Annotated in this window: 24 protein-coding genes; 16 read left to right on the top strand and 8 right to left on the bottom strand. The window is 46.6% G+C overall.

From position 1 onward, the window contains the following. Positions 1-108: 108 nt before the first annotated feature. The 3 genes from AC4BAP_RS12960 to hemG all read right to left on the bottom strand — a co-directional run bounded on the left by AC4BAP_RS12960 (position 109) and on the right by hemG (position 3,418). Positions 109-1,074, bottom strand: coding sequence for a TerC family protein (locus tag AC4BAP_RS12960; protein ID WP_490583081.1), 966 nt, complete (start codon positions 1,072-1,074; stop codon positions 109-111). Between the two features lie 239 nt (positions 1,075-1,313). Next, positions 1,314-2,054 (bottom strand): polyprenol monophosphomannose synthase, encoded by a 741-nt coding sequence (locus AC4BAP_RS12955; protein WP_490583080.1) that lies wholly within the window; start codon positions 2,052-2,054, stop codon positions 1,314-1,316. A 17-nt stretch (positions 2,055-2,071) separates the two neighbouring features. After that, on the bottom strand, positions 2,072-3,418 hold the full coding sequence (hemG, locus tag AC4BAP_RS12950; RefSeq protein WP_490583079.1) for a protoporphyrinogen oxidase: 1,347 nt from the start codon (positions 3,416-3,418) through the stop codon (positions 2,072-2,074). A 157-nt stretch (positions 3,419-3,575) separates the two neighbouring features. Between hemG and AC4BAP_RS12945 the strand changes: the two genes are divergently transcribed. The 8 genes from AC4BAP_RS12945 (at position 3,576) to AC4BAP_RS12910 (ending at position 9,662) form a co-directional block, all read left to right on the top strand. Next, positions 3,576-4,094, top strand: coding sequence for a D-glycero-alpha-D-manno-heptose-1,7-bisphosphate 7-phosphatase (locus tag AC4BAP_RS12945; RefSeq protein WP_490583078.1), 519 nt, complete (start codon positions 3,576-3,578; stop codon positions 4,092-4,094). 265 nt (positions 4,095-4,359) lie between these two features. Beyond that, positions 4,360-4,728, top strand: a complete 369-nt coding sequence (locus AC4BAP_RS12940; protein ID WP_490583077.1) for an endonuclease domain-containing protein — start codon at positions 4,360-4,362, stop codon at positions 4,726-4,728. A 129-nt stretch (positions 4,729-4,857) separates the two neighbouring features. After that, positions 4,858-5,811: a tyrosine-type recombinase/integrase gene (locus AC4BAP_RS12935; protein WP_490583076.1), complete on the top strand. Its 954-nt coding sequence runs from the start codon at positions 4,858-4,860 to the stop codon at positions 5,809-5,811. A 156-nt stretch (positions 5,812-5,967) separates the two neighbouring features. After that, positions 5,968-6,657, top strand: coding sequence for a hypothetical protein (locus AC4BAP_RS12930; RefSeq protein ID WP_490583075.1), 690 nt, complete (start codon positions 5,968-5,970; stop codon positions 6,655-6,657). An 87-nt stretch (positions 6,658-6,744) separates the two neighbouring features. Continuing rightward, a complete protein-coding gene (locus AC4BAP_RS12925) occupies positions 6,745-7,203 on the top strand; it encodes a macro domain-containing protein (protein WP_490583074.1) in 459 nt (152 codons plus the stop codon). 88 nt (positions 7,204-7,291) lie between these two features. Then, positions 7,292-7,822, top strand: a complete 531-nt coding sequence (locus AC4BAP_RS12920) for a hypothetical protein (protein ID WP_490583073.1) — start codon at positions 7,292-7,294, stop codon at positions 7,820-7,822. 283 nt (positions 7,823-8,105) lie between these two features. After that, positions 8,106-8,933, top strand: coding sequence for a cyclase family protein (locus tag AC4BAP_RS12915; RefSeq protein WP_490583072.1), 828 nt, complete (start codon positions 8,106-8,108; stop codon positions 8,931-8,933). Between the two features lie 189 nt (positions 8,934-9,122). Then, entirely contained in the window at positions 9,123-9,662 is a 540-nt protein-coding gene (locus AC4BAP_RS12910; RefSeq protein WP_490583071.1) for an SRPBCC family protein, read from the top strand. A 334-nt stretch (positions 9,663-9,996) separates the two neighbouring features. Here the strand turns inward: AC4BAP_RS12910 and AC4BAP_RS12905 are convergent, their stop codons facing one another. Beyond that, a complete protein-coding gene (locus tag AC4BAP_RS12905; protein ID WP_490583070.1) occupies positions 9,997-11,391 on the bottom strand; it encodes a type III PLP-dependent enzyme domain-containing protein in 1,395 nt (464 codons plus the stop codon). Positions 11,392-11,567: 176 nt separating this feature from the next. Here AC4BAP_RS12905 and rocF point away from each other — a divergent pair, with 176 nt between their 5' ends. The 5 genes from rocF (at position 11,568) to AC4BAP_RS12880 (ending at position 18,364) form a co-directional block, all read left to right on the top strand. Then, positions 11,568-12,539, top strand: a complete 972-nt coding sequence (gene rocF, locus AC4BAP_RS12900) for an arginase (protein WP_490583069.1) — start codon at positions 11,568-11,570, stop codon at positions 12,537-12,539. Next, positions 12,539-14,329 (top strand): arginine--tRNA ligase, encoded by a 1,791-nt coding sequence (gene argS, locus AC4BAP_RS12895; RefSeq protein WP_490583068.1) that lies wholly within the window; start codon positions 12,539-12,541, stop codon positions 14,327-14,329. Before rocF ends, argS begins: the two co-directional genes overlap by 1 nt. Before the next feature lie 486 nt (positions 14,330-14,815). Next, positions 14,816-15,316 carry a glutathione peroxidase gene (locus tag AC4BAP_RS12890; protein ID WP_490583067.1) on the top strand — a complete coding sequence of 167 codons (501 nt, stop codon included), beginning with the start codon at positions 14,816-14,818 and terminating at the stop codon, positions 15,314-15,316. Positions 15,317-15,357: 41 nt separating this feature from the next. Further along, positions 15,358-16,293, top strand: coding sequence for a 1,4-dihydroxy-2-naphthoate polyprenyltransferase (locus tag AC4BAP_RS12885; protein WP_490583066.1), 936 nt, complete (start codon positions 15,358-15,360; stop codon positions 16,291-16,293). Positions 16,294-17,065: 772 nt separating this feature from the next. Next, entirely contained in the window at positions 17,066-18,364 is a 1,299-nt protein-coding gene (locus tag AC4BAP_RS12880; protein WP_490583065.1) for a T9SS type A sorting domain-containing protein, read from the top strand. A 370-nt stretch (positions 18,365-18,734) separates the two neighbouring features. On the opposite strand, the gene AC4BAP_RS12875 is transcribed toward AC4BAP_RS12880, so the two are convergent. From AC4BAP_RS12875 to AC4BAP_RS12860, 4 genes are all read right to left on the bottom strand, one after another. Further along, entirely contained in the window at positions 18,735-19,061 is a 327-nt protein-coding gene (locus AC4BAP_RS12875) for a HesB/IscA family protein (protein WP_490583064.1), read from the bottom strand. A 12-nt stretch (positions 19,062-19,073) separates the two neighbouring features. Continuing rightward, on the bottom strand, positions 19,074-19,481 hold the full coding sequence (locus AC4BAP_RS12870) for a hypothetical protein (protein WP_490583063.1): 408 nt from the start codon (positions 19,479-19,481) through the stop codon (positions 19,074-19,076). 12 nt (positions 19,482-19,493) lie between these two features. Continuing rightward, positions 19,494-19,907, bottom strand: coding sequence for a Fe-S cluster assembly scaffold IscU (gene iscU, locus AC4BAP_RS12865; RefSeq protein WP_490583062.1), 414 nt, complete (start codon positions 19,905-19,907; stop codon positions 19,494-19,496). Positions 19,908-20,024: 117 nt separating this feature from the next. Continuing rightward, positions 20,025-21,239, bottom strand: coding sequence for an IscS subfamily cysteine desulfurase (locus tag AC4BAP_RS12860; protein WP_490583061.1), 1,215 nt, complete (start codon positions 21,237-21,239; stop codon positions 20,025-20,027). A gap of 119 nt (positions 21,240-21,358) precedes the next feature. Here AC4BAP_RS12860 and mce point away from each other — a divergent pair, with 119 nt between their 5' ends. The 3 genes from mce (at position 21,359) to AC4BAP_RS12845 (ending at position 24,115) form a co-directional block, all read left to right on the top strand. Next, positions 21,359-21,760, top strand: a complete 402-nt coding sequence (mce, locus tag AC4BAP_RS12855; RefSeq protein ID WP_490583060.1) for a methylmalonyl-CoA epimerase — start codon at positions 21,359-21,361, stop codon at positions 21,758-21,760. A gap of 107 nt (positions 21,761-21,867) precedes the next feature. After that, the gene (locus AC4BAP_RS12850) at positions 21,868-22,440 is read left to right on the top strand and encodes an L-threonylcarbamoyladenylate synthase (protein ID WP_490583059.1); all 573 of its coding nucleotides are present in this window, start codon (positions 21,868-21,870) and stop codon (positions 22,438-22,440) included. Between the two features lie 226 nt (positions 22,441-22,666). After that, positions 22,667-24,115, top strand: coding sequence for a CCA tRNA nucleotidyltransferase (locus AC4BAP_RS12845; protein ID WP_490583058.1), 1,449 nt, complete (start codon positions 22,667-22,669; stop codon positions 24,113-24,115). Positions 24,116-24,122: the final 7 nt, after the last annotated feature.

Genomic DNA, 24,122 nt, shown 5'->3' with positions numbered 1-24,122 from the left:
GAACCTTCATTGAATTGGCAAACATAATGCAATAAGATTGGTACATGAATTCTGTCTTTAAGCTGCAAGTAAAAGTATAAAAATTGGCAAAAGCAAATTTTAAGTAATTTATTTTACTTTCTCATCCTGCTTTTTGTCCTCCAGTGGCAACTCAGGCAACTCCTCTTTGGGTTTAGGGAAGAGCAGCGAGGCAATAACAGACACTGCCAGAATACCGCCCACCACCAGCAAGGCAACGCGCATATCAAGGTGGTAGATATCGCTGATGAGCAGCTTTACACCGATAAAGGTAAGTATAACCGAGAGGCCGTAATGCAAATAGTGAAACAGCTGCATAATGCCGGCCAACGCAAAGTATAAAGCTCGCAGGCCCAGCAGCGCAAACACATTGGAAGTATAAACTATAAACGGATCTTTGGAGATAGCCAGGATCGCTGGTATCGAGTCGGCTGCAAAAACCACATCGGTGCTCTCGATCATAACCAGTACCAGGAACAGCGGTGTGGCAAACAGTTTACCGTTTTGTTTGATAAAGAACTTGCCCCCCACAGCCGTTTTAGTAACCCGGATATGCCTGCTAACCCAGTTTACCAAAGGGTTGTGTTCCGGGTCCACGTCTTGGTCTTTGGTAAAGGCCATCTTAATGCCGGTAAACACAAGAAAGGCACCGAGTATGTAAATGATGAAATGGAACTTGGCAATAAGGGCCACCCCCACAAGTATAAAAATACCGCGCAGCACAAGTGCCCCTAACACACCCCAGAACAAAAGATTATGCTGGTACTTGAGTGGTACTTTAAAATAATTGAAGATCAGGATGAAAACAAAGAGATTGTCTACGCTGAGGGATTTCTCGATGAGGTAACCTGTAAAGAACTCCAGCGCTGAATCGGGGCCTTTCCAGAAGTAGATGAGTGCATTAAAACCAAGCGCCAGCACGATCCAGAAAAGGCTGGTAAGCAGCGCCTCCTTAATCTTTACCTCATGCTCTTTGCGGTGGAACACGAAAAGATCGAGCCCCAGCAGCAGCAGCACAAACACGTTAAATATAACCCAGAAGATGATCTCGTTCATAATTAAATAGTGCGCAGCAGCGCAAAAGCTTGTTACATGACGTGCACCAACACACCTGAATAAACAAAGTTAAGCTAAAACGCTGCTGCTTGTATACTAACGCGACAGAATGATTTTTGTAAAGGACGAACCGCAGCTTATACCTGTCTAAAGTATACGGTGCGGTACTAAAGTATAAAATACACAGATAAGTTCACAGTAAAAATCTGTGGCGGAGAGCTTGTTTAAGAGTGGGTGACCTATACTTCGTACCTGTCGAAGTGTCGGAAAATGCTGCTCACTTTCATCTTAAGCACTCCCAGCACGGCCTCTTTAAATATGCCACTCGACATCTTGGATTCGCCTTTGGTACGATCGGTAAAAATGATCGGCACCTCCTTTATCTTAAAGCCATACTTATAAGCCAGAAACTTCATTTCGATCTGGAAGGCATAACCAACGAACCGTATCTTGTTTAGCTGTATGGTCTTAAGCACTTTGCGGCGGTAGCATTTAAAGCCGGCAGTTGTGTCGTGTATAGGCATGCCGGTAATCAGGCGCACGTAAGAGCTGGCGAAGTAGGACATAAGCACACGGCTCATGGGCCAGTTTACCACATTTACGCCCTGCACGTAGCGGCTGCCTATGGCAACATCGTAGCCTTCCAAGGCGCAGGCATTGTACAGGCGTATCAGGTCTTCGGGGTTATGCGAGAAGTCGCAGTCCATCTCAAAAATGAACTCGTAGTTGTGGCGCAGGGCATATTTAAACCCATGGATGTAGGCCGTGCCCAGGCCAAGCTTGCCTTTGCGGGTTTCCAGGTGCAACCTGTTGGGGTACTCCAGCTGTAAGTCGCGCACAATGTCGGCGGTGCCGTCAGGAGAGCCGTCATCTATGATCAGCAGATCAAACGGATGACTCAGCGACATTACCTTCCTCACCATTGCCTCTATGTTCTCCCGCTCGTTGTAGGTTGGGATAATAACCAGCGCGTCTTTCATTCCGCAAATATAGGCATTCAGCTATTCATGAATAAGGGCCTTTTTAAATTTATTTTGTAGGCTAGTTCTTTGGCGTGTTTAATACAGTTCGGCACCGAAACACCTGCCTGCCAGTTTGCAGAAATGAAAAGCCCTTCCTGCTCCAGCGTCTTGGCCATGTCGTGGGCGTCCTCAATGTACAGGTCGTACTGCGGTATGGAGTGCTCCCAGAGGTGAGCATACTGGAAAATGGGCTTATCGGTGTTAATGTTATACAGCCTGCGCAATTCTTCGTGTACTTTTCGCATTTGTGTGGTACGCTCTACCAAGGCATTCTGGGTATATTGGCTGCCTCCCACAAAAGTGGTAAACATGACCTCATGCGGCCTGCAACGACCATCGAATACCGAGCTGGTCCAGATGGAGCCTGCGGCGAAGGTGTCCTCTACCTTGGGGTGCAGTGCCCCGAAGCCTTTGAGGTGGTGGCCCACATCGTGGCGGTTATATACTGAGTATACCATGGCCATGGGTGGGTAGTTGATGTTCTGCAGGGCTGCCGCCATCCCCGGAAATGTAAAGTGGAGCAACTCTGCCGCCTGGTATGCAGGCAGGGCCAATACCAGTAAATTATACTCTTCGGTGTCGTAATCGCCGGAGGTGGCGCAGGAAACCACGTACCGGCCCTGCGCGCGGGTAATCATCTCTACTCTGTGCTCCTTGTGCAGCGATACCAGCTTTTCGCTGATGGCGTTGGGTAAGGTGCTCATGCCCTCCACAAAGCTGAAGACCTCCTGCCTGGAGTATGAATCTTTGTGATGTACGAGCCCGCGCAGCACTGAGCCATACTTTTGCTCCATGGCCTTTAAGTGCGGCATAGCCTTGTGCACCAACAGCTGGTTCGGGTCGCCGGCATACATACCGTTCACCAGCGGATTTACGCCATAGGCTACCACACCCTTGCCAAAGCGCCGCTCAAAAAACTGCGATACCGTTTCGTAGTTGATGTCGGCGGGGGGGACGTTCTTTTCCTGAAGTATGCGGTATTTGGTTTTCCAGGAGAAGAAATTGTTAGACAGCAGCGAGAAAGGCGAAGTGGGCAACTGGTGGTAATCGCCGTCGCGCAGCACATAGCGCTGGTGGTCCATGGGGGCGGCAGGCAGCACCTCACGCTCCAACTTCAGTTCCCGTATCAGTTCTTTAAGCTCGGGCGAGAGCTGCAGGGAGTTGGGTCCAAGGTCTAGTATGTACCCATTTGATTTAACGGTGCGCATACTTCCGCCTACCTGCGAGCTGGCCTCAAACAGGTCATACGCTACACCCAGCTTTTGCAGGTAATATGCCAAAGCCAATCCGGAAATGCCTGCTCCAATTATAGCAACTCTCATACACGTACTTCCAAACAAACATCACCCTTATGGCCTTGGTCTAATAATATTAGACTAGCTTTTAAGAATATCTGTTGCCTATATTCGGTTAAATTTTTAATGTAACTGAAACGAAGAAATTCTAATTTTAGCACATCAAACACAATTATATAGCAGCATGCAGCAGCAGAAATGCGTTTTCCTGGACCGTGACGGCGTACTGAACAAGGAACGCGGCGAGTATACCTACAAATTGGATGATTTTGAAGTACTGCCAGGCGTGCCCGAGGCGCTGCGCCTGCTCAAGGATAACGGGTACCTGCTTATTGTGGTTACAAACCAGGCGGGCATAGCCAAGAAATTGTACAGAAAAGATGATGTACTGGCCTGCCACAACAAACTGCAGCAAAACTGCGATTCGTTGCTAGATGCCATTTACTATGCCCCCGGTCACCCTAACTATTCGGAGTCGCTATCGCGCAAACCTGACAGCCTGATGCTGGAACGCGCCCTGGCAAAGTATAACATAGACCCTGGCCAAAGCTGGATGGTAGGCGACTCCCTTCGTGATATAGAAGCGGCGGATAAAGTTGGAGTGAAATCTATACTTGTAGGGGATAAGTATGAGCCCGGAACCTATACTTTACAGGTAAAGGACCTGTGGGAAGCGGCGCAGGTTATACTTGGCAGGGAATAAACTAAGTTTACGGTTTCATAATTTCTCCATGTAAGGCTGCCAGTTCACGATCAGCACCTTCTCGTCCTCGAGCAGCAGGTAGCCGTAGTCGTAGCAGAAGTAATAAGTATTGCCGTTCTTGGTGCGGTAGAGGTGGGTGAAGTGCCGGAAGTCGAAACCGGCTAGTAATATATGCTTTGTTATGATGTGTATTGGGGAACGATTCCCCTCTGGGGGTAGGGGCCCTCTTTTAAAGAGAGGGGTTAGGGGTGTGTTTAATCATACCATGAAAAGACACACCCAAATCCCCTACAAGCCATACCTAAAGGAACTGGCAAGACAGCTGCGCAACAACAGCACATTGGGCGAGGTGCTGCTCTGGCAGGAGCTGAAGGGCGGGGCCTTGCTGGGCCTTGACTTCCACCGCCAGAAGCCACTGGACAGCTACATCGTCGACTTCTACTGCTCAGAACTGATGCTGGCCATTGAGGTGGACGGTGACAGCCACGACTACGGCTTTGCCGAGGACACAGCCCGGCAGCGAAGGTTGGAGGCGCTTGGTGTGCAGTTCCTACGCTTTGCCGACAGGGAGGTTAAGCGGGAAATGACCAATGTGCTTCGGACCATTGAGGGTTGGGTGCTGGGGCAAAAGTAAGAACACACCCCTAACGGGGAATCGTTCCCAATATGTAAAACTCTTTAAACGCTCAAAAACAGCAGCCTTGCCACCTGGCAGCAGGAGCAGAAGCAGAAGTGCTTTGCCATACCCGAGGGTGGGAGGCACATGCAGCAGCTGGCCGAGGAAATGGAGGGAACCGGCTGGCTTTGGCTGAGCCAGGAGCTGGTGGTGCGCGACGTTGTGCTGCTGCGCAGGCTCTGGGAGCAGAACTATGTGAAAGCGGCTGGTTACATCAGCTGCCCGATGGCTTTCGTTGAGAGGCTTTTCCTGCTCAACTACTCCCTCAACACCATCCGCACCTACCACTCGCTGCTGCTCCGCTTTCTGAACGGGCACGGCGAACAGGGCATGGAAAACATCAATGAAGAGATCAACCAGTACCACCGGGGCATGGTGCAGAGCCAAAGGTACTCCCATTCCACGGTGAGCCAGAGCATCAACGCCGTCAAGTTCTATTTCCAGCGCGTGCTGGGCCGCCACAGCGTGCGGCCCGAGGATGTGGAGCGCCCCGAGAAACCGAGGCGGCTGCCGCAGGTGCTCAGCAAGCAGGAAGTGCTGCGCATCCTGGCCGTGACTGAGAACCTGAAGCACCGCTGCCTGCTGCAGCTGCTTTACTCGGGTGGCCTGCGGATCAGTGAGGTGATCAACCTCAAAATCACCGATGTGCGCTCAGACAGGAACCTGCTGCTTATCCGCGGGGGCAAGGGCAAGAAGGACCGCACCACACTGCTTTCGCAGAAACTGCTGGAGAGCCTCAGGGCCTACTACCGGGAGTATAGGCCGCAAGTGTGGCTGTTTGAGGGACAGTACGGGGGCCAGTACACCACCGACAGCATCCGCAACGTGTTCAGGGACTGCGTGAAAAAAGCGGGCTTGCAGAAGAAGGTGACGCCCCACTCGCTCCGGCACTCCTTTGCCACGCACCTTTTGGAGCAGGGCACGAATCTGCGCTACATCCAGTCGCTGCTGGGGCACAAGAGCAGCAAGACCACTGAAATCTACACCCACATCACCAGCCACGGACTGGAAAATATTGTCAGCCCGCTTGACAATTTATAGGAATGTTCTATATTTAGCTTTAAATTGTATAGAAGATGAAGCCGGACCCTTACCTGATGTCAAAAACCCTTGAAGAGCAGGTTCTCAGCACTCCAGCTAAAGGGCCAATAACCGGAACTCCTCCTTATACACGATAGTTAGTTGCAAATTCAAAGAATGAAAACCTTTATTATACTCCTACTATTTGTAGTTTTTTTATTCATGTCGAATCAGGCAGCAGCATGTTCGTGTGAATACTATAAAAACATGGACCTTAGGCAGTATAATGGGTATGACTTGATTTACAAAGGCGAAGTACTTTCTGTGATTGAGAAAAGAGAAGAATGGGAGAAGGTTGTAAAATTCTCAATTAAGCAGGTTTATAAAGGTCAGACAGAGAGCGATACAGTAACATTGACAACTGGACTTGACGGGGCATCTTGTGGGCTAAACTTCAAAAAGGGTCAGACATGGGTTATTTTTACAACAGGTAGCAAAGGAAACTACTACACAGGTCTTTGTACACGAAGCAAGTTGTTAAATGGCAATCCAGCAAGACAGTTCAAGTTCATTGCAGACAGGAAGTTTGTAAATAAGTATAGCTCTTACTCTGGGACAATATCTAATAAAGACGCCAATGGCGAACTCCGTGACGGGAAGGCTATAGGCAAATGGACCTACTATAAGAATGGGAAAATATGGGAGATAAATAGGTACTCAGAAAAAGGCGACTTGCATGGCATCTCGGAAGTGTATTATGAAGAAGGTCCTTTGCATTATACCACAGAATACCAAAATGGCGAATATGTCCGCTCAACATATTACAACAAAGATGGTACTGTGGAGAGAGTGTATGAAAAAGAATAAAATCAGCAACTAACAAGGTTTATACCCAATGCTTCGGCTGACAGCCTCGCACAAGGTATACACGAGCCGTTACCCTTAATAGAATTCATGAAAACAGTTAAAGGAGACTTAGTAAAGAAAGCTTTGAGAAATGAATTTGACCTCATCATTCATGGCTGTAATTGCTTTTGCACTATGGGAGCAGGGATAGCTAAAACTATAAAGCAAGAATTTCCTGAAGCGTATAAGGCTGATTTAGCCACAGTCAAAGGCGACAAGTCAAAGCTTGGCTCCATCAGCAGCGCAGACGTAACTGTGAACGGTAAAAATCTGAAAGTTGTAAATGCCTACACGCAGTATGACTGGAGAGGTAAAGGCGTAAAGGCAGACTATGAAGCTATACGTTCGGCATTCAGAGAAATAAAAGAGACCTTCTCTGGATTAAGAATAGCATATCCTGCTATAGGAGCTGGTCTTGCAGGTGGCGACTGGGAGACAATCTCTAAAATAATTGATGAAGAGTTGGAAGGGGAAGACCATACTCTGGTAGTGTTTGAAAAAGAATAGAACTACTTCGGGCAACCCTGCACAGGCTCCATACTCGGCTACGCCTCGTTCACAGCCTGTCCTAATCCGTTGTGGCATATAGAAGTTTATGAAAATAGAATTGAAACCTACCTTTCCTACATATCCTCTATTTGTAGCAATATTCTTTATAGGAATAGGCGGTTTCCTTTTTACAAGTCCATTCTTGGATACAAAGATGACTGTGCTAGCTATATTTATACTTTCACTTGGAATAACTTGCTTCTACTTTATAGAAGATTCATATAAAAGAATAGAAATTGAAGGAGAGCAAATCAACTTGACTGGATATTTTTCAATAATCAAACATAACTTCAAGATATCAGATGTAATTGGATATGAACTACACCAAAAGGTTCATCAGCATCTGGGACTGCATAATGAAGTTCAACTTTTTACCAATAATGGGAAGAAGATTAAGTTTAAAAGGGAAGCTTACTCAGATTATAATAAATTAGAAGAAGTTATCGAAGCAAACTTCGCATTCTTGGAATATAAACCTATGCAATATGGTCAACTATTAGGCAAGTGGATTCCAATATTAATGACTATATCTGGAATTTTAGCCTGTATAGTTGGCATTCTTAAAATTATAAAATAGAAGAACTACAAGCCACAACAAAACCTAAACGTCAGCCTTCGGCCGTTGGCCTTGTCCGTCGTTTAGCAGAGCCGTTGGCCGTGATTGGGGTTATTTTCAGGTTTAAAAGTGGCGTGTCTTTCAGGCTTTTAGGGGCTAGAGGGCATCAAAGGCTACTAAAGCCGGGCAACGATCAGCAAAAGGGCCAGATGCTTAAACTTAATTTTGCACCGGGGAGACTTGCTTAGTATGCAGTGGCTTTAAGTACCGTATACAGTTTTATGACAGAGCTAACCCCCAAGTTATGAAACTATTAGCCCCAACCGCTTTCATTTGTTTGTTGTTGCTGGTAAGGTGTGATGACCCCTCAAGTACAACACAAACTGCTAACGAGACTGCGCAATCCTACTTATCCCAACACCGCATCGTAGACCTGTCGCATGATTATTCCAGTGAGACAATTTATTGGGTTACGGCCAAAGAATTTGAGCTGGATACTGTTTTTAGAGGCTTTACAGACAAAGGGTATTACTATGCCGCCAACAACTTTGCCACTGCAGAGCACGGCGGCACACACATAGACGCACCCATCCACTTCTCTGAAACCGGGCAGACCGTGGAAGAGATCCCGCTGGAAAAATTAATTGGCAGCGCCATAAAAGTAGATGTAACAGCGAAATCGCAACGCAACCCGGATTACCTAATAACAACTGAAGACCTAAAAGCATGGGAAACCAGGCATGGCATGCAGATACCAGATGGCAGCATTGTGTTATTGCATACCGGTTATGCGGCATACTACCCGAATAAGCTGCAATACCTTGGTACCGAGCAACGCGGCGAAGCTGCTGTAAAAGAGCTGCATTTTCCTGGTCTGGACCCCAAAGCTGCCAAGTGGCTGGTCGAGAATCGCAAGATCAACGCTATTGGCATCGACACGCCAAGTATAGATTACGGCCAATCTACCATGTTCCAGAGCCATGTTACGCTGTTGTCGCAAAACATACCTGCCTTCGAGAACCTCACCAACCTGGACCAACTACCTGAGCGGGGTTTTGAGGTGCTGGCTTTGCCCATGAAAATAAAGGGAGGAAGCGGTGCGCCGCTCCGGATCGTGGCGCTGCTGCCTTAACCTGAAAAGCCACCAGCTTTATACTTTCTTAGCAATATGTTTTTTTAGTGGTTCTTTGTAAAATAGATTTATATTTGATGCGCCGTTTTTGGTTCTGAAACCGCTACGGCAAAGCCTCCTTCCCTTCTGAAGCAAACTGACCTCTTTTGTTTTCAATTACACTAACCCTAACTATTTAACTACACAAAAATGAAGATTTTGAAAAGTATTCTGCTTGCTCTTGTAGCAGTGGTAGCGCTTGCGCTGGTGGCTGCCGCTTTCGTTGAAGGAAATTACCATGTAGAGCGTGAGATCGTGATCAACCAACCGAAAGAGGTAGTCTTTAACTATGTAAAATATTTGAAGAATCAGGACTATTATAGCAAATGGGCCACCATGGACCCTGAAATGAAGAAATCCTATACAGGCACAGATGGTACCGTTGGCTTTGTGTCGAGGTGGGAGAGCACTAATGAAGAAGTAGGAGTGGGGGAGCAGGAGATCAAAGGCATTACAGAAGGCGAGAAGCTGGACTTTGAGCTGCGTTTTTATGAACCTTTTGAGGCAACCGATAATGCTTTTATGATCACGGAGAAAGTGTCTGATACCGCTACCAAAGTAAAGTGGGGCTTTGATGGTCACATGGCTTACCCTATGAACCTGATGATGGTGTTTATGGATATGGAAGAAATGCTCGGCAACGACCTGCAGATGGGATTGAATAACCTGAAAAGCGTGCTGGAAAAATAAGCGCAGCCAGAAAGTATATCAACCAGAAAGTATAAAAACAAAAAACCGGCCCAGGAGCCGGTTTTATATTTTTAAAGCAGAGGCTTATACTTAGCCGTTTGCTCGGGTGTCTGTAGCAACTTTAGCAGTTACTGTGGTTTTAGTTGCTTTCTCAACTTTTGCATAGTTGTAGGCCGGGCAATACGTTTTGCAAGACGCCATACCAAGCGCTAAACATAAGGCACCTACTGCTAACACTCTTTTCATATTACTATCATTTTGGGATTCAAGATCAAAAATATACTTTTTCAGTTAAAAGCAAAAGACACTTACTAAAAACTTCGCCTTTGCAATATTATACTTCGTAGCCAAGTATCTTTAACATGGTTTCGTAGCTCTGCTCCGGGGCAAACTGCCAGGTTTTAATATTGCCATCTTCGTCACGGTCTACGAGTATGTGCTGCGGCGATGGAATCAGGCAATGCTTTATACCGCCATAACCGCTTAATTGTTCCTGGTAAGCACCCGTATGGAAGAAACCGATGTAAAGCGGCTCGTCTTTTGGTATCTTCGGCAGGAACACCTGGAACGAGTGCATCTCCGAGTTATAGTAGTCCTGGCTGTCGCAGGTCATGCCACCCAGCTGTATTTTACGGTATTCTTTGTCCCAATGGTTAACGGCAAGCAGCGGCCAGCGCTGGTTTAGCGCCCAGGCATCCGGCAGGTTGGTGATAAACGATCCGTCTATCATGTACCACAACTCCTTGTCGTTCTGCAACTTCTCATCCAGTATAGAGTAGATGTTGGCTGCACTTTCGCCTACCGTAAAAATACCGAACTCCGTAAAAATATTTGGCTCCGGCACGTTTTCCTCAGCACAGATACGCTTAATGGTACGCAGAATCTCTTCTGTCATGTACTGGTAGTCGTATTCCGTTTGGATTGAGGTCTTGATCGGGAAGCCTCCGCCAATATCAATCGTGTCGAGTTCCGGGCATACTTTCTTTACCTCTGCATACTTATGTACAAAACGACTTAACTCCGACCAATAGTATGAAGTGTCCTTGATTCCTGTGTTGATGAAGTAGTGCAGCATCTTCAGTTCAAACCTGTTGTCCGGCTTAATCTGTTGCTCATACAGGTCTATCACATCGTTGTAGCGCACGCCCAGGCGCGAAGTATAAAACTCGAATTTCGGTTCCTCGTCGGAGGCCAGGCGTATGCCTACTTTGGTTTTCACGTTCACGTGCTCCTTGTAGTAGTCTATCTCACCCAGGTGGTCAAGTATAGGCATGCAGTTCACAAAGCCCTCATTTATCAGCTCCGTGATCCATTTACGGTATCGGTTACGCTTAAAGCCGTTGCAGACAATATACGTGTCCTTGTCTATCTTGCCTTTTTTGTACAGGGCACGCACAATCTGCATGTCATACCCTGACGAGGTTTCGATGTGGATGTTGTTTTTCAACGCCTCCTCCATCACAAATGAGAAATGCGATGCTTTGGTGCAATAGCAATACGTATAAGTACCCTTATAATCCAGCTTTTCGATCGCATCGTTAAACAGACGCTTGGCACGCTGTATCTGAGAACTTATCTTGGGCAGGTATGTTAATTTTAAAGGAGTACCATACTGCTTGATGATGTCCATCAGCGGAATGCCGTTAAACAAAAGCTCGTTATTCTCTACCTGGAATTCGTCTGTCGGGAAGTCGAAAGTTTGGTGAATCAGGTCGGTGTATTTATCCATTCTGTGATGTGTGGGTTAAGAAAACATGCAATATTGATTGTATTTTACCATCTTTGCAAAAACTTTGTTCAGATTATGTGAAACGTTCAGTAATTTATTCCATTTTCACCTTTTTAAGGCACAAAACGGAAGCATTGAACGATTGCATGTGGGCCGATAAAACTACGAACTAACACATGAAGAAAATCAAACTGATAGAAGTAAAATCGGAGTTGGGTGCCGGAACGCGTGGCGCAAGTATGGGCATCGATGCCCTGCGTGTGGCGTGCTGGGACAAAGGCTCGGATTATTTCAAGCGCTTTAACTCGATATCTGTACCCGACCTTAACTATACTTTGTTTGACAAGGATGTTTTCCCGAACGCACACCGCATCGACAGCATCCTAACGGTACAGAAGAATATAGCCAACGCCGTGGAGCAAACCATAGACATGGGCATGTTCCCGTTGGTGCTGGCCGGAGACCACTCCAATGCGCACGGTACCATAGCTGGCATTAAGGCTGCATATCCGGATGCTACGCTAGGTGTGATTTGGATAGACGCGCACGCAGACATTCACTCGCCCTATACTTCGCCATCGGGTAATGTGCACGGCATGCCGCTGGCCATGGCTCTGAACGTGGATAACCTGGACCGCCAGATAAATGAGCCTGAACCGGAAACGATCTTTTTCTGGAACTCGCTGAAGAAGCTTGGCTATAACGGGCCGAAACTAAAGCCTGAGCACCTGGTATACATCGTGGTTCGCGACACCGAGGAGCCGGAAGATTATTTTATCCAGAAGCACGGTATCAAGAACTTTACTTACGCAGAGTTCACACAGAAGGGAGCAGAAAGGGTAGCCGAGGAAGCGTTGGAACGTCTGCAGGATTGCGACATTATCTATGTGTCTTTCGACGTGGACAGCCTGGATTCCAAGTTCTCGAAGGGAACCGGAACGCCAGTGGCCATTGGTCTGACAGTGCAGGAAGCCAAGGAACTGAATTACCACCTGCTGCAGGACCCACGCGTGGTGTGCTACGAAATGACCGAGATAAACCCGACCCTGGATACAGAGAATACGATGGCGGAAAACGCCTTCGATATATTAGAGACAGCCACAGAGGCTATCTTACACCGAGAATCTAAAAGTACAGCCATACATTAATGCAATTACAAAACGCAATTAGCCAAAGTATAAGCAAGGCGCTTCAGGCCTTGTTCGATATATCTGTTGATGCCTCTCAAATTGCCCTGCAGCCTACACGCAAAGAGTTTGCAGGCTCTTTTACGTTCGTAACTTTCCCATACACTAAACAAGTTGGCAAAGGCCCCGAGCAGATCGGGCAGGCCCTGGGTGAGTACCTGAAAGAGAACGCGAAAGAGATCAGGGACTTTAACGTGGTAAAGGGCTTCCTGAACCTGGAGGTAGAGGACACAGAATGGCTGGCCTTGTTCCGCGACCTGATGCAGAACCCTGCGTTTGGGCAGGCTGAGGCAAGCGGACGCAATGTGATGGTAGAGTACTCCTCGCCAAATACAAACAAGCCTTTGCACCTGGGCCACTTGCGCAACAATTTCCTGGGCTACTCTGTGGCTGAGATCATGAAGGCCAACGGACACAATGTGATGAAGGTGAACCTGGTGAATGACCGTGGTATCCACATCTGTAAGTCGATGCTGGCTTATGAGAAACTGGGCAACGGCGAAACACCGGAGAGCAGCGGCATTAAAGGCGACCACCTGGTAGGCAAATACTATGTGCTTTTTGATAAGGCTTACAAAGAGCAGATAGACGAACTGTTAGCACAAGGCATGGACAAAGAGGAGGCTAAGAAAAAGGCCCCCTGGATGCTAGAGGCACAGGACATGCTGTTGAAATGGGAGCAGGGCGACGAGCATGTTGTAAATCTCTGGAAAATGATGAACAGCTGGGTGTATGCCGGCTTCGACCAGACCTACCGTACCATCGGCGTTGATTTTGATAAATACTATTACGAGTCTGAGACTTATACTTTAGGCAAGGCACGCGTGGAGGAAGGCCTTCAGAAAGAGGTTTTCTTTAAAAAAGAGAACGGCTCTGTGTGGGTTGACCTGACCGATGAAGGCCTTGACGAGAAACTGCTTTTAAGAGCCGACGGAACATCCGTTTACATCACACAGGACCTTGGAACGGCCGAGCTAAAGTATAACGATTTTCCATACGACCAGTCGGTGTACGTGGTAGCCGATGAGCAGAACTACCATTTCCAGGTACTAAAGGCTACGCTGAAGAAGCTGGGCAAATCGTATGCGGATGGTATCTTCCACTTGTCTTACGGCATGGTAGACCTGCCTTCTGGCAAGATGAAATCTCGTGAAGGTACGGTAGTGGATGCCGATGAACTGGTGCAGGAGATGATTGACACAGCGCGTCAGCAGACGGAGGAATTGGGCAAAATTGAGGGCTTTACGCCAGAGCAGGCGCAGGAGCTTTATCATACCTTAGCAATGGGTGCTCTGAAGTACTTCCTTCTGAAAGTAGACCCTAAGAAGCGCATGTTGTTCAACCCGCAGGAGTCTATTGATTTCCGTGGCAATACCGGTCCGTTTGTGCAGTATACCCATGCCCGTATCTCGGCTATACTTCGCAAGGCTGCTGAACTGAGCATTGGCGTGGATGCAACCTCATTCGATACCATGACAGCCCTTCACGAAACAGAGCAGGAGGTTATCACGCAACTGGTAAACTATCCGGCTGTGGTTAAGGAGGCTGGCAACCTGTATGCACCTTCTGTGCTGGCTAACTATGCCTATGAACTTGCCAAGGCTTACAACCGATTCTACCAGGAGATCTCCATCTTTAACGAGACAGACGAGCAGGCGCGCAGCTTCCGTATCGCTTTATCGGCGATGGTAGCCAGGCTGATTCGCCAGAGCATGAGCTTGCTGGGCATCCAGGTGCCGGAGCGTATGTAAAACCGGACCACAGATTAATGGGGATCTTTTTGATTAGTGGGATTCCTGTTTGTGTCGTCCTGAAGTTTTTTGTGGTGGCTGTGGATAATGCTTGTCTGTAAGAGCTTTTAATAAGAGTACTCATTCATGAGATTCCCCTCTTGAGAGGGGTTAGGGGTGTGTTAATCGTATAGTATAGCTTTAGCTCTTTCTGATTTGTAATCCGGAATTATGCTAGTTGCGGATTAAAAATCCACGTTTAACCTAAGTTCCGGATTACAAATCTGGAACAGCTGTCGCACAGCGGAGCGGCAGGAAAACGTAGAGACGCAATATTTTGCGTCTTTGCACATACTCAATTATTAAAACAAAAACTAAAACATACTGTTTCTGCATAAGTATAACGTAACCCAAATGATCAAAAGGTTTTATTTCTTAACTATGGCTGCGGCGGTTGCGTTTACCGCCTGCAAAGAGCCAAATCAGGCAACTAAATCAACAGAAACTATGGCAACAGAAACAGCATCAAACACAGCTACCAAAAGCGATTTCTATACTTTTAAAATGGAATCGCTGGATGGAAAAGAGATCGATTTCTCAAAGTATAAAGGCAAAAAGGTATTATTGGTAAACACAGCCTCGGAGTGTGGCTATACCCCGCAATATGCCGACCTGCAAAAACTGCACGAGACACATGGCGACAAAGTAGTTATACTTGGTTTTCCGGCGAATAACTTTGGTGGCCAGGAGCCAGGCAGCAGCGAGGAAATTGCCAGCTTCTGCCAGAAAAACTACGGCGTAACGTTCCAGTTGTTCGATAAGATCTCAGTGAAAGGCGAGGACAAGCACCCATTGTATACCTGGCTGGCCCAGAATGCCCCAAATAACGAAGAACCAAACTGGAACTTCTGTAAGTACCTTGTAAACGAAAACGGTGAAGTAGTTGCTTTCTTCCCTTCCAAAGCTAAGCCAATGGGAGAAGAGATCATGGCTGCTATTCAGCAATAATTTTATACTTGCCGTCAAAGCTTCGGCAAACAAATTATACTTTGGACAACACATCACAGAACATATCGCAGAATCCAGGTCTTGTTAAGGCCTGGATTTCGGCTTTTAGGCCACGTACATTGCCGCTGGCTCTTTCCTGTATTGGTATGGGTGGTTTTATTGCAGCTGCCAATGGTTACTTTAATGGGGTAATTGTTGGCCTATGTATACTTACCACCCTGTTCCTGCAGATACTCTCAAACCTGGCCAACGATTACGGCGATACTAAACACGGCGCCGACAGTGAGCACCGCGAAGGGCCCATGCGTGCCGTGCAGGCCGGCCACATAAAAGCCGAGCACATGAAAACAGGTATGGTAGTTTTCAGTCTGCTGTCGTTGCTTTCTGGTTTGCTGCTGCTGTGGGTTGCATTTGGCTCGGAGGGCTTGCTACTGTTCTTGGTGTTTCTGGCCTTAGGCCTGGCTTCTATATGGGCTGCCATCAATTACACGGCCGGCGACAAGCCTTATGGTTATGCCGGTTTAGGCGATGTGTTTGTGTTTATTTTTTTCGGCTTGGTTGGTGTGTTGGGGACCTATTACCTGCAGGCACAGCAGTTGCAGCCGTTGGTTATACTTCCTGCTTTGGTATGTGGGTTTTTCTCAACAGCGGTACTCAATGTAAACAATATCCGCGACATGAAGTCCGATAAGCTGGCCGGTAAGCAATCTATACCTGTGCGCTTAGGGCCAGTTAAAGCACGGTTATACCATTTTATACTTCTGATTGGCGGTGTACTCAGTGCCATACTTTATGTGGCCCTTAACTTTTATAGTTACTGGCAATGGTTATTTATACTTGCCACGCCGCTGCTGTTACTAAACGGAATTAATGTATGGCGTAAGCAAACCTCCAAAGAACTCGATCCTTACCTGAAACAGATGGCAATAGCCACGCTAATATTTGTGCTGCTGTTTGGTGTAGGGCAAGTAATGTAGGTAGCTCAAATTACAATTAATCCACCCCGCCCATCATAAAAACAGGACGGGAGAATTCCTGATCAATTGTCCCCCTTTGAAGGCAGGGGCATTTCATTCTAACTTTTGCTGGCGCGGATCTGTGATCCGTGACTTAATATATCGTAGGATTTGCAATCCTACTGGGCCAGAGGCCCAGCTATAGTTAATTACGAGCGTCCTCGTCCTGTATCAAGTCCGGGATCTGAGACACGTGATTTGCTATAGCTGAGCCTATGCCCAGTTGAGTTGAAAACTCAACACCATTTCAAGCCACAAGTTGAAAACTTGCGGCATAGTAACTTAAGGGTCGTTAAGTTCTACCTGTTACTGGCGCGAATCTCCAGGTTCGTGACTTACAAATAAAGTTGAGTCTTCACAGGACTCCACCCGGGACAGGCTTCCTTAACTGGCCTTGAGGGTCAAAATCACAGGTTTAGAGTATGACTACTTATGATTTCAGTATAGAATTTATTAGAACTTAACGGCCCTGCCTCCTCGATGAGGTTGGGGTAGATTTAAACCTGCCTGATTTGTCGTAATAAATAACCTGAGTCAGATAAATGAAAGTTTAATACGCCAAAAGCCTGTTCTGAAAAGGACAGGCTTTTTTATGTGTTTCCCCTATATGAATATCTTTACTAAGATTTTTGAATTAATTGAACTATATCAAGAATTCAGAAGTTGCTGCAATAATCTAAAACTTTGCCAGTACTGTAACTAAGCCTGGCAATTCTATTTCTCTTTCTGAGTTATGAAGAACAAATTTACGCTTCTGAGAAAGACCTGTACGGTATTTCTGCTTGCAGGTCTTTTTCTAAGCCTTACTGCACACGCGCAAGTAAGTATGGGCAGGTATAATACCTACTACAGCCAAAATTTCGACGGCTTGCCAAGCCAAACCAGTGGTACCTGGGCAAGCGGAACGGAATATTTTACAGGCTGGAGTTTGCATCGTACTAAACCGCTTCTAAATGCGCTTACGGTAAATACAGGAACAAGTAATACAGGTGGTCTTTATAGTTACGGAGCTTCTAATGCTTCTGATAGAGCATTAGGGTCTATAGGTTCTACAAACGGAGGCGAGTTTGCGTATGGCCTATTGCTCCAGAACAATACCGGAAATAACATAAGGGCGCTGGATATAAGTTATGTAGGAGAGCAGTGGCGTAGCGCCAATAGTACCACCGGTATACATAAAGTAACATTCTGGTATGCCATCAGCAGCGATCGTAACAGCTTTAACCTATGGCCTGCAGGCGATGCCGGCTGGACACAGGTAAATGAGCTTACCTTTTTCTCGCCAATTTATTTTGCCGCCGGCTCTCCGCTTAACGGAAACGATGCAGCTAACCGCAGAATGCTTTTCCATACTTTAGCAGTCAATATTCCGGCGGGGCACTATATTATGCTGCGCTGGAAAGATGCCGATGAACCGGAGGCGGATCATGGGTTAGCCATTGATGACTTCAGTCTCACCTGGAGAACAGATGCTACCGCAGGGCCAACTATTATGCCTATCGAATTGAAGAGTTTTTCGGCTTATACCCGGGAGAATACTGTATCCTTAAGCTGGCAAACTGCCAGCGAAGAGAACAACGATCACTTTGTAGTAGAACGCAGCTCAGATGGACGTTTGTTTGAGGGGATCGGGCTAATAAAAGGAGCAGGCACGGTAAGTACCACCCGGAATTATAACTTTATTGACGAGCGACCCCTGACCGGCGTTTCTTATTACCGCTTAAAACAAGTGGATACGAACGGCGATCATACTTATTCTCGCGTGGTAAGTATAAGCAGGGCTATGTCTAAGTCAGAATTTCAGGTATACCCGACTGTTGCTGATAAAGCACTATACCTTAAATTTACGGATGCACTTGATGCGAAAGAAGCTGTGGTTTTAGATGTGATGGGGAAGAAGGTGCTTCAAATACAATTAGGCGGAAACCTCGAGCAAAGTATAGATATCAGCAAACTAAGCAGCGGTACCTATGTTTTGGTAGTACAGGATGCGAAAGGCAGTAAAAGCTCTAAGCGGTTTAAGAAAGTATAAAACTTAAGTTGCGCTATATGCTAAACCAGGCAAGTGTAAACACAATGCCGTCAGTTTAAAGATTTTGTACAGCTGATTCGGACATCCTTGTTCGCGTTGCGGAATACGGGGACAAGGATGTCCCCTGGCAGTTTTACTTTCGGACAAAGAAGTCCGAAAGAGCGATTTCCTTAAGTTGACGGCATTAGGTGTAAACACAACCTTGCACCCCTCTCAAGAGGGAAATTTTACTCCTGCATGTAATTCCCCTCTTGAGAGGGGTGCAAGGTTGTGTTAATTACAACTTGAGCTATGAAGTTAAAACCAATAAAACAGCAGGGGCAGCTATTATTAGCTGCCCCTGCTGTTTGTATATAATTGCAATCTTTAATTACACCGAGAAGCTGTCGCCGCAGCCACAGGTACGCGAAGCGTTGGGGTTATTGAAATAGAAGCCCTTACCGTTCAGGCCGTCTGAGAAATCCAGCTCGGTGCCTGCCAGGTATAAAAAGCTCTTCATGTCCACTACTACTTTTACGCCTTTGTCCTCAAACTCCTGGTCCATGGGTTTAACCTCATCATCGAAATCCAGTTTGTAGGAAAGGCCAGAGCAGCCGCCACCTGTAACAGAAGCGCGCAAACGGAACGTGTCGTCAAGCTGGGCATCCTGCTTCAGCTTCAGTACTTTCTCTTTTGCTTTGTCTGATACTGTGATCATAATATTTATCTTTTAAGAAACCGGATTGAGCACCACACTGAAAACAGTGATCGTGTTCATGTCGCGGCCATAGTATAACTTATCAAGCGCCTCATACATATTACGTGCCCTGAAGTATGAAGTCTGTAACTCCTTGTCTTCGTGGGCCATCCACTGCACAGTATAAGAGCTTTCCTGATCTCGGTAGTTCTGAACATAGTTCAGCATTTTGCGCAGCACATCCACTTTGTCGTAACCGGTTTCCGAGTGAAACAGGAACGACTGTTGGTGCCGCGGGTTTATCGTGATCAGGTCGAGGCGCAGCTTATTGTCTATCTGCCTGAATTCAAAAAGCAGACTGCTACCGCTTATGCCTAAGTGGTTCTCAATCTGCTTCTGAATGCGTGCACTTTCAACGTGCACATCTGTCGTTGACTCCATAGAGTCTCGTTTTTAGTGGTGAGACTTAGGCAGCTCCAGTGCTGGCAAACCGTTCTTTACTCTGTAGTCGTTGATGGCAGTTTTGATGGCATCCTCGGCAAGTACAGAGCAGTGGATCTTAACAGGCGGCAATGCCAGTTCTTCCACAATGTCCATGTTGTCAATCGCCAGTGCCTCGTCTACAGTTTTGCCTTTCAACCACTCTGTTGCCAGAGAAGAAGAAGCGATAGCCGAACCACAGCCAAAAGTTTTAAACTTAGCGTCGGTAATTACCTGGTTCTCGTCTACCTCGATCTGAAGGCGCATTACGTCGCCGCACTCAGGGGCACCAACAAGGCCAGTACCAACATTTGATTTTGATTTGTCTAGCGTACCTACGTTACGTGGGTTGCTATAATGATCGATTACTTTATCAGAATAAGCCATAGCTTTTGTTAATTACGAATTATGAATTAAGAATTATTAATTGAATCAGTAGCTATGAAGTATGAATCTGCTGAAAAAGCCATTCATAATTCATAATTACTAATTCATAATTATCTCCTAGTGTTCTGCCCACTCAATCGTGTCAAGGTCGATGCCTTCTTTAAACATCTCCCAAAGCGGAGACATTTCACGAAGCTTGCTTACAGCTTCTTTTACGTGATCGATAGCGTAATCGATTTCCTCATCCGTAGTGAAACGGCTCAGGCCGAAACGCAATGAAGAGTGTGCCAGGTCATCGCTCAAGCCTAATGCCTTAAGTACATAAGATGGCTCCAGAGAGGCAGAAGTACACGCAGAACCAGAAGATACTGCAAGGTCTTTTACACCCATCATCAGGCCTTCGCCTTCTACATACTTAAAGGAGATGTTAGAAACGTGTGGCAGACGATGCTCCACAGAACCGTTCACGTAAGACTCCTCAATAGTAAGAAGCTCTTTCTCTAAACGGTCACGCATGGCAGCGATACGCTTGGTATCAGACTCCATATCTTGCTTTGCGATCTCGCAAGCTTTGCCTAAACCAACGATGCCAGGCACGTTTAGTGTACCAGAACGCATGCCACGCTCATGGCCGCCACCGTCCATCTGGGCAGTTACTTTAACACGCGGGTTTTTACGACGCACATAAAGCGCACCAACACCCTTAGGACCATACATTTTGTGGCCAGAGAATGCCATCAGGTCAATGCCGTCAGCCTCTACGTCCACCGGAATTTTGCCTACTGCCTGCGTTGCGTCTGTAAAGAACAGCACACCGTGCTTTTTAGCAATAGCAGAGATCTCACGGATCGGCTGGATCACGCCAATCTCGTTGTTGGCATACATTACAGAGATAAGGATCGTCTTGTCTGTGATAGCTTCTTCCAATTGCTTCAGGTCGATAAGGCCCTCTGCGTTTACAGGAAGGTATGTTACTTTGCCACCCAGTTTCTCGATGTGCTTGCAAGTATCCAGAACGGCTTTGTGCTCAGTGGTAACGGTAATAATGTGGTTACCCTTAGAGGCATACATCTCGAACACGCCTTTAATGGCAAGGTTGTCCGACTCAGTTGCTCCAGACGTAAAGATGATTTCTTTTGGAGAACAATTGATCAGCGAAGCGATCTGCTCACGTGCATAATCAACGGCTTCTTCGGCCTGCCAGCCAAATGCATGGTTTCTAGAAGCAGCGTTACCAAACATGTTTGTCATGTAAGGCAGCATGGCTTCCAACACGCGAGGGTCTAATGGCGTAGTGGCGTTGTTATCCAGGTATATCGGTAATGTTAGCATATAAATCGTTTTTTCTCTACTTTTTGTCCTGTTACCTAAACAGTTTAAGGAAATTATTAGTTTTGAACCGGACGCAAAATTAACAAAAAAACCTTACTTAGACTAATTACAAACTGAAAATGAAAAACGTAGAACATATAGGAATCGCGGTTAAAAATTTTAGCGAAGCAAATAGTTTATACTTTAAACTTTTAGGCGTTGAGCCTTACAAAACCGAGTTTGTTGAATCGGAGAATGTGAACACCTCCTTCTTTAAAGTAGGCGGTACCAAGATAGAGCTGCTGGAAGGTACTACACCGGACAGCGCCATAAGCAAATTTATCGAAAAGCGCGGAGAGGGCATCCACCACATTGCTTTTGAAGTGGACGATATTTACGCGGAGATGGAACGCCTGAAAAAAGAAGGCTTTACACTACTAAATGAACAGCCTAAAAAAGGCGCTGACAACAAGTTGGTTTGCTTCGTACACCCTAAAACCGCCAACGGCGTGCTGGTGGAGCTGACGCAGGAAATTAAGTAAATTGTTGAATTGCTACATTGTTAAATTGTTGTCTTCAGTTCTTAAAGCTAAATCAATCAACAATCAGCAACTAACAATCAACAATTAAACAATTTAACAATTAAAAAATGAGCCAGTTAGTTAAAGAGATTCAGGCTGCTGAGGAAGAAATCATACTTGGCAACGTTATACTTTACCCAACCGACACAGTCTGGGGAATTGGCTGCGATGCCGAAAATGCAGGGGCGGTTAGAAAGATATTCAAAATAAAGGAACGGGAAGAATCGAAATCGATGATCCTGCTGATGGCTGACCTGGACATGCTGAAACGCTACGTAAAAGAGGTGCCGGGCAAGCTAACGGATTTAATTGATGAACAGGAGAGACCTACGACCTATGTGCTTTCGGGTGCGCAAAACCTCCCAAAAGAAGTAATTGCCGAAGACGGAAGTATAGCCGTACGCATTACCAAAGATGAGTTCAGTCACCGGTTGGTCAGGCAGGTTGGCCGTCCAATAGTATCTACCTCTGCAAATATAAGCGGCGAACCAACGGCTGCTTCGTTTAAAGAGGTATCAGAAAGTATAAAAGAGCGTGTAGACCACGTAGTGCGCTGGCGGCAGGACGAAGAGGTGGAAGCAAAGCCATCCCGTATTATTAAAATAGAGCCTGACGGTAAGCAAACTATACTTCGAGATTAAGTTTTGACAAAAGACATTATGACGAAGGATAAAAGATGAAACGGTAACGAACTAAGAGGCTGTTGTAATTCTTTTCTTACTAATAGAAAAATTTCAATCTTTTGTCCTTTGTCTAAAACTCCTTTGTCAGGTACATTCACAAGGAAAAGTCTTTTGTCTAGAAATAATGCCTTACTTTTGCACCTCAGGCTGCTAACATGTAGCCTGAGGTGCTTGCTTTTTACTGATGGAGAAAATAAAATTACCGGAACATTCCATATTTGAGGTGGTGGCGGAGGCTGCTGCAGAGTTAGGTGTTGAGGCTTACGTAATTGGAGGTTTTGTGCGTGACCTGGTGCTTAAAAGACCATCCAAAGACATTGATGTGGTGTGTGTTGGCGATGGTATTGGCCTTGCTGCCGCTGTTGCACAAAAGCTACCACACAGGCCTAAAGTATCCATCTTTAAGAATTTTGGCACCGCTATGCTCCGCGACCGTGACTGGGAAGTAGAGTTTGTAGGGGCCAGAAAAGAATCTTACCGCGAGCACTCCAGAAAGCCGGAAGTTGAGATCGGAACGCTGGACGATGACCTGAAGCGCCGCGACTTTACCATAAACGCTTTAGGCATTAGCCTGAACAAGCAGAACTACGGTGAGTTGATCGACGAGTTTGATGGTATAAAGGACATGAAGCGCCAGATCATCCGTACGCCGCTGGAGCCTGGTATTACTTTCTCAGACGACCCGCTGCGCATGATGCGCGCCATCCGCTTTGCCTCACAGCTTGGCTTCGACATTGACCCGGACACCTTCGATGCCATAATCGACAATAAGGAACGCATCAAAATCGTATCGGGAGAGCGGATTATTGATGAACTGAACAAGATCATACTTTCACCAAAACCAAGCTACGGCTTTAAGCTGCTGTTTGCCTCCGGTTTGCTGCACCTGATCTTCCCGAAAATGGTGGAACTGCAGGGAGTGGAAACCATTAACGGCAATTCGCACAAAGACAACTTCTATCATACTTTGCAAGTGTTGGATAATGTGGCGGAGGTATCGGATGACCTGTGGCTGCGTTGGTCTGCCATTATGCACGACATCGCAAAGCCAGACACCAAACGTTATCACCCAAAAGCCGGCTGGACCTTCCACGGGCACGAGGACCGGGGAGCCCGCATGGTGCCTAAGCTATTCCGTGACCTGAAACTGCCCCTGAACGAGCACATGAAGTTCGTGCAAAAGCTGGTGAGGCTACACTTGCGCCCAATCGCGCTTGTAAAGGAAACCGTCACCGACTCGGCCATACGCAGGCTTCTGTTTGAGGCCGGCGACGACATTGATGCGCTGATGAAGCTTTGCCGTGCCGACATCACCTCAAAAAACGACACCAAGGTAAAACGCTACCTGCACAACTTTGATAAGGTTGAGAAACGTCTGGTAGAAGTGGAGGAAAGCGACAAGCTGCGCAATTTCCAGCCAGTGATCACAGGCGAGATCATCATGGAGACGTTTGATTTAAAGCCATCCAAAACAGTAGGGGAGCTGAAAGAGGTTCTGACAGAGGCTATACTTGAAGGTAAGGTTAAAAACGAATTTAAAGATGCCTATGCTTTTCTCCTGAAAGAAGGCGTGCAAAAAGGCCTGGCAGTAGCAAAACGGCTAGCCCCGCCTAAAGCAGAAGAGGATGTGTAGCTAGTAG

This window comes from Pontibacter sp. GD7, from assembly GCF_058216375.1.
Note: the sequence above shows the minus strand (reverse complement) of the source record. Positions and strands in the feature narration are given on the sequence as shown.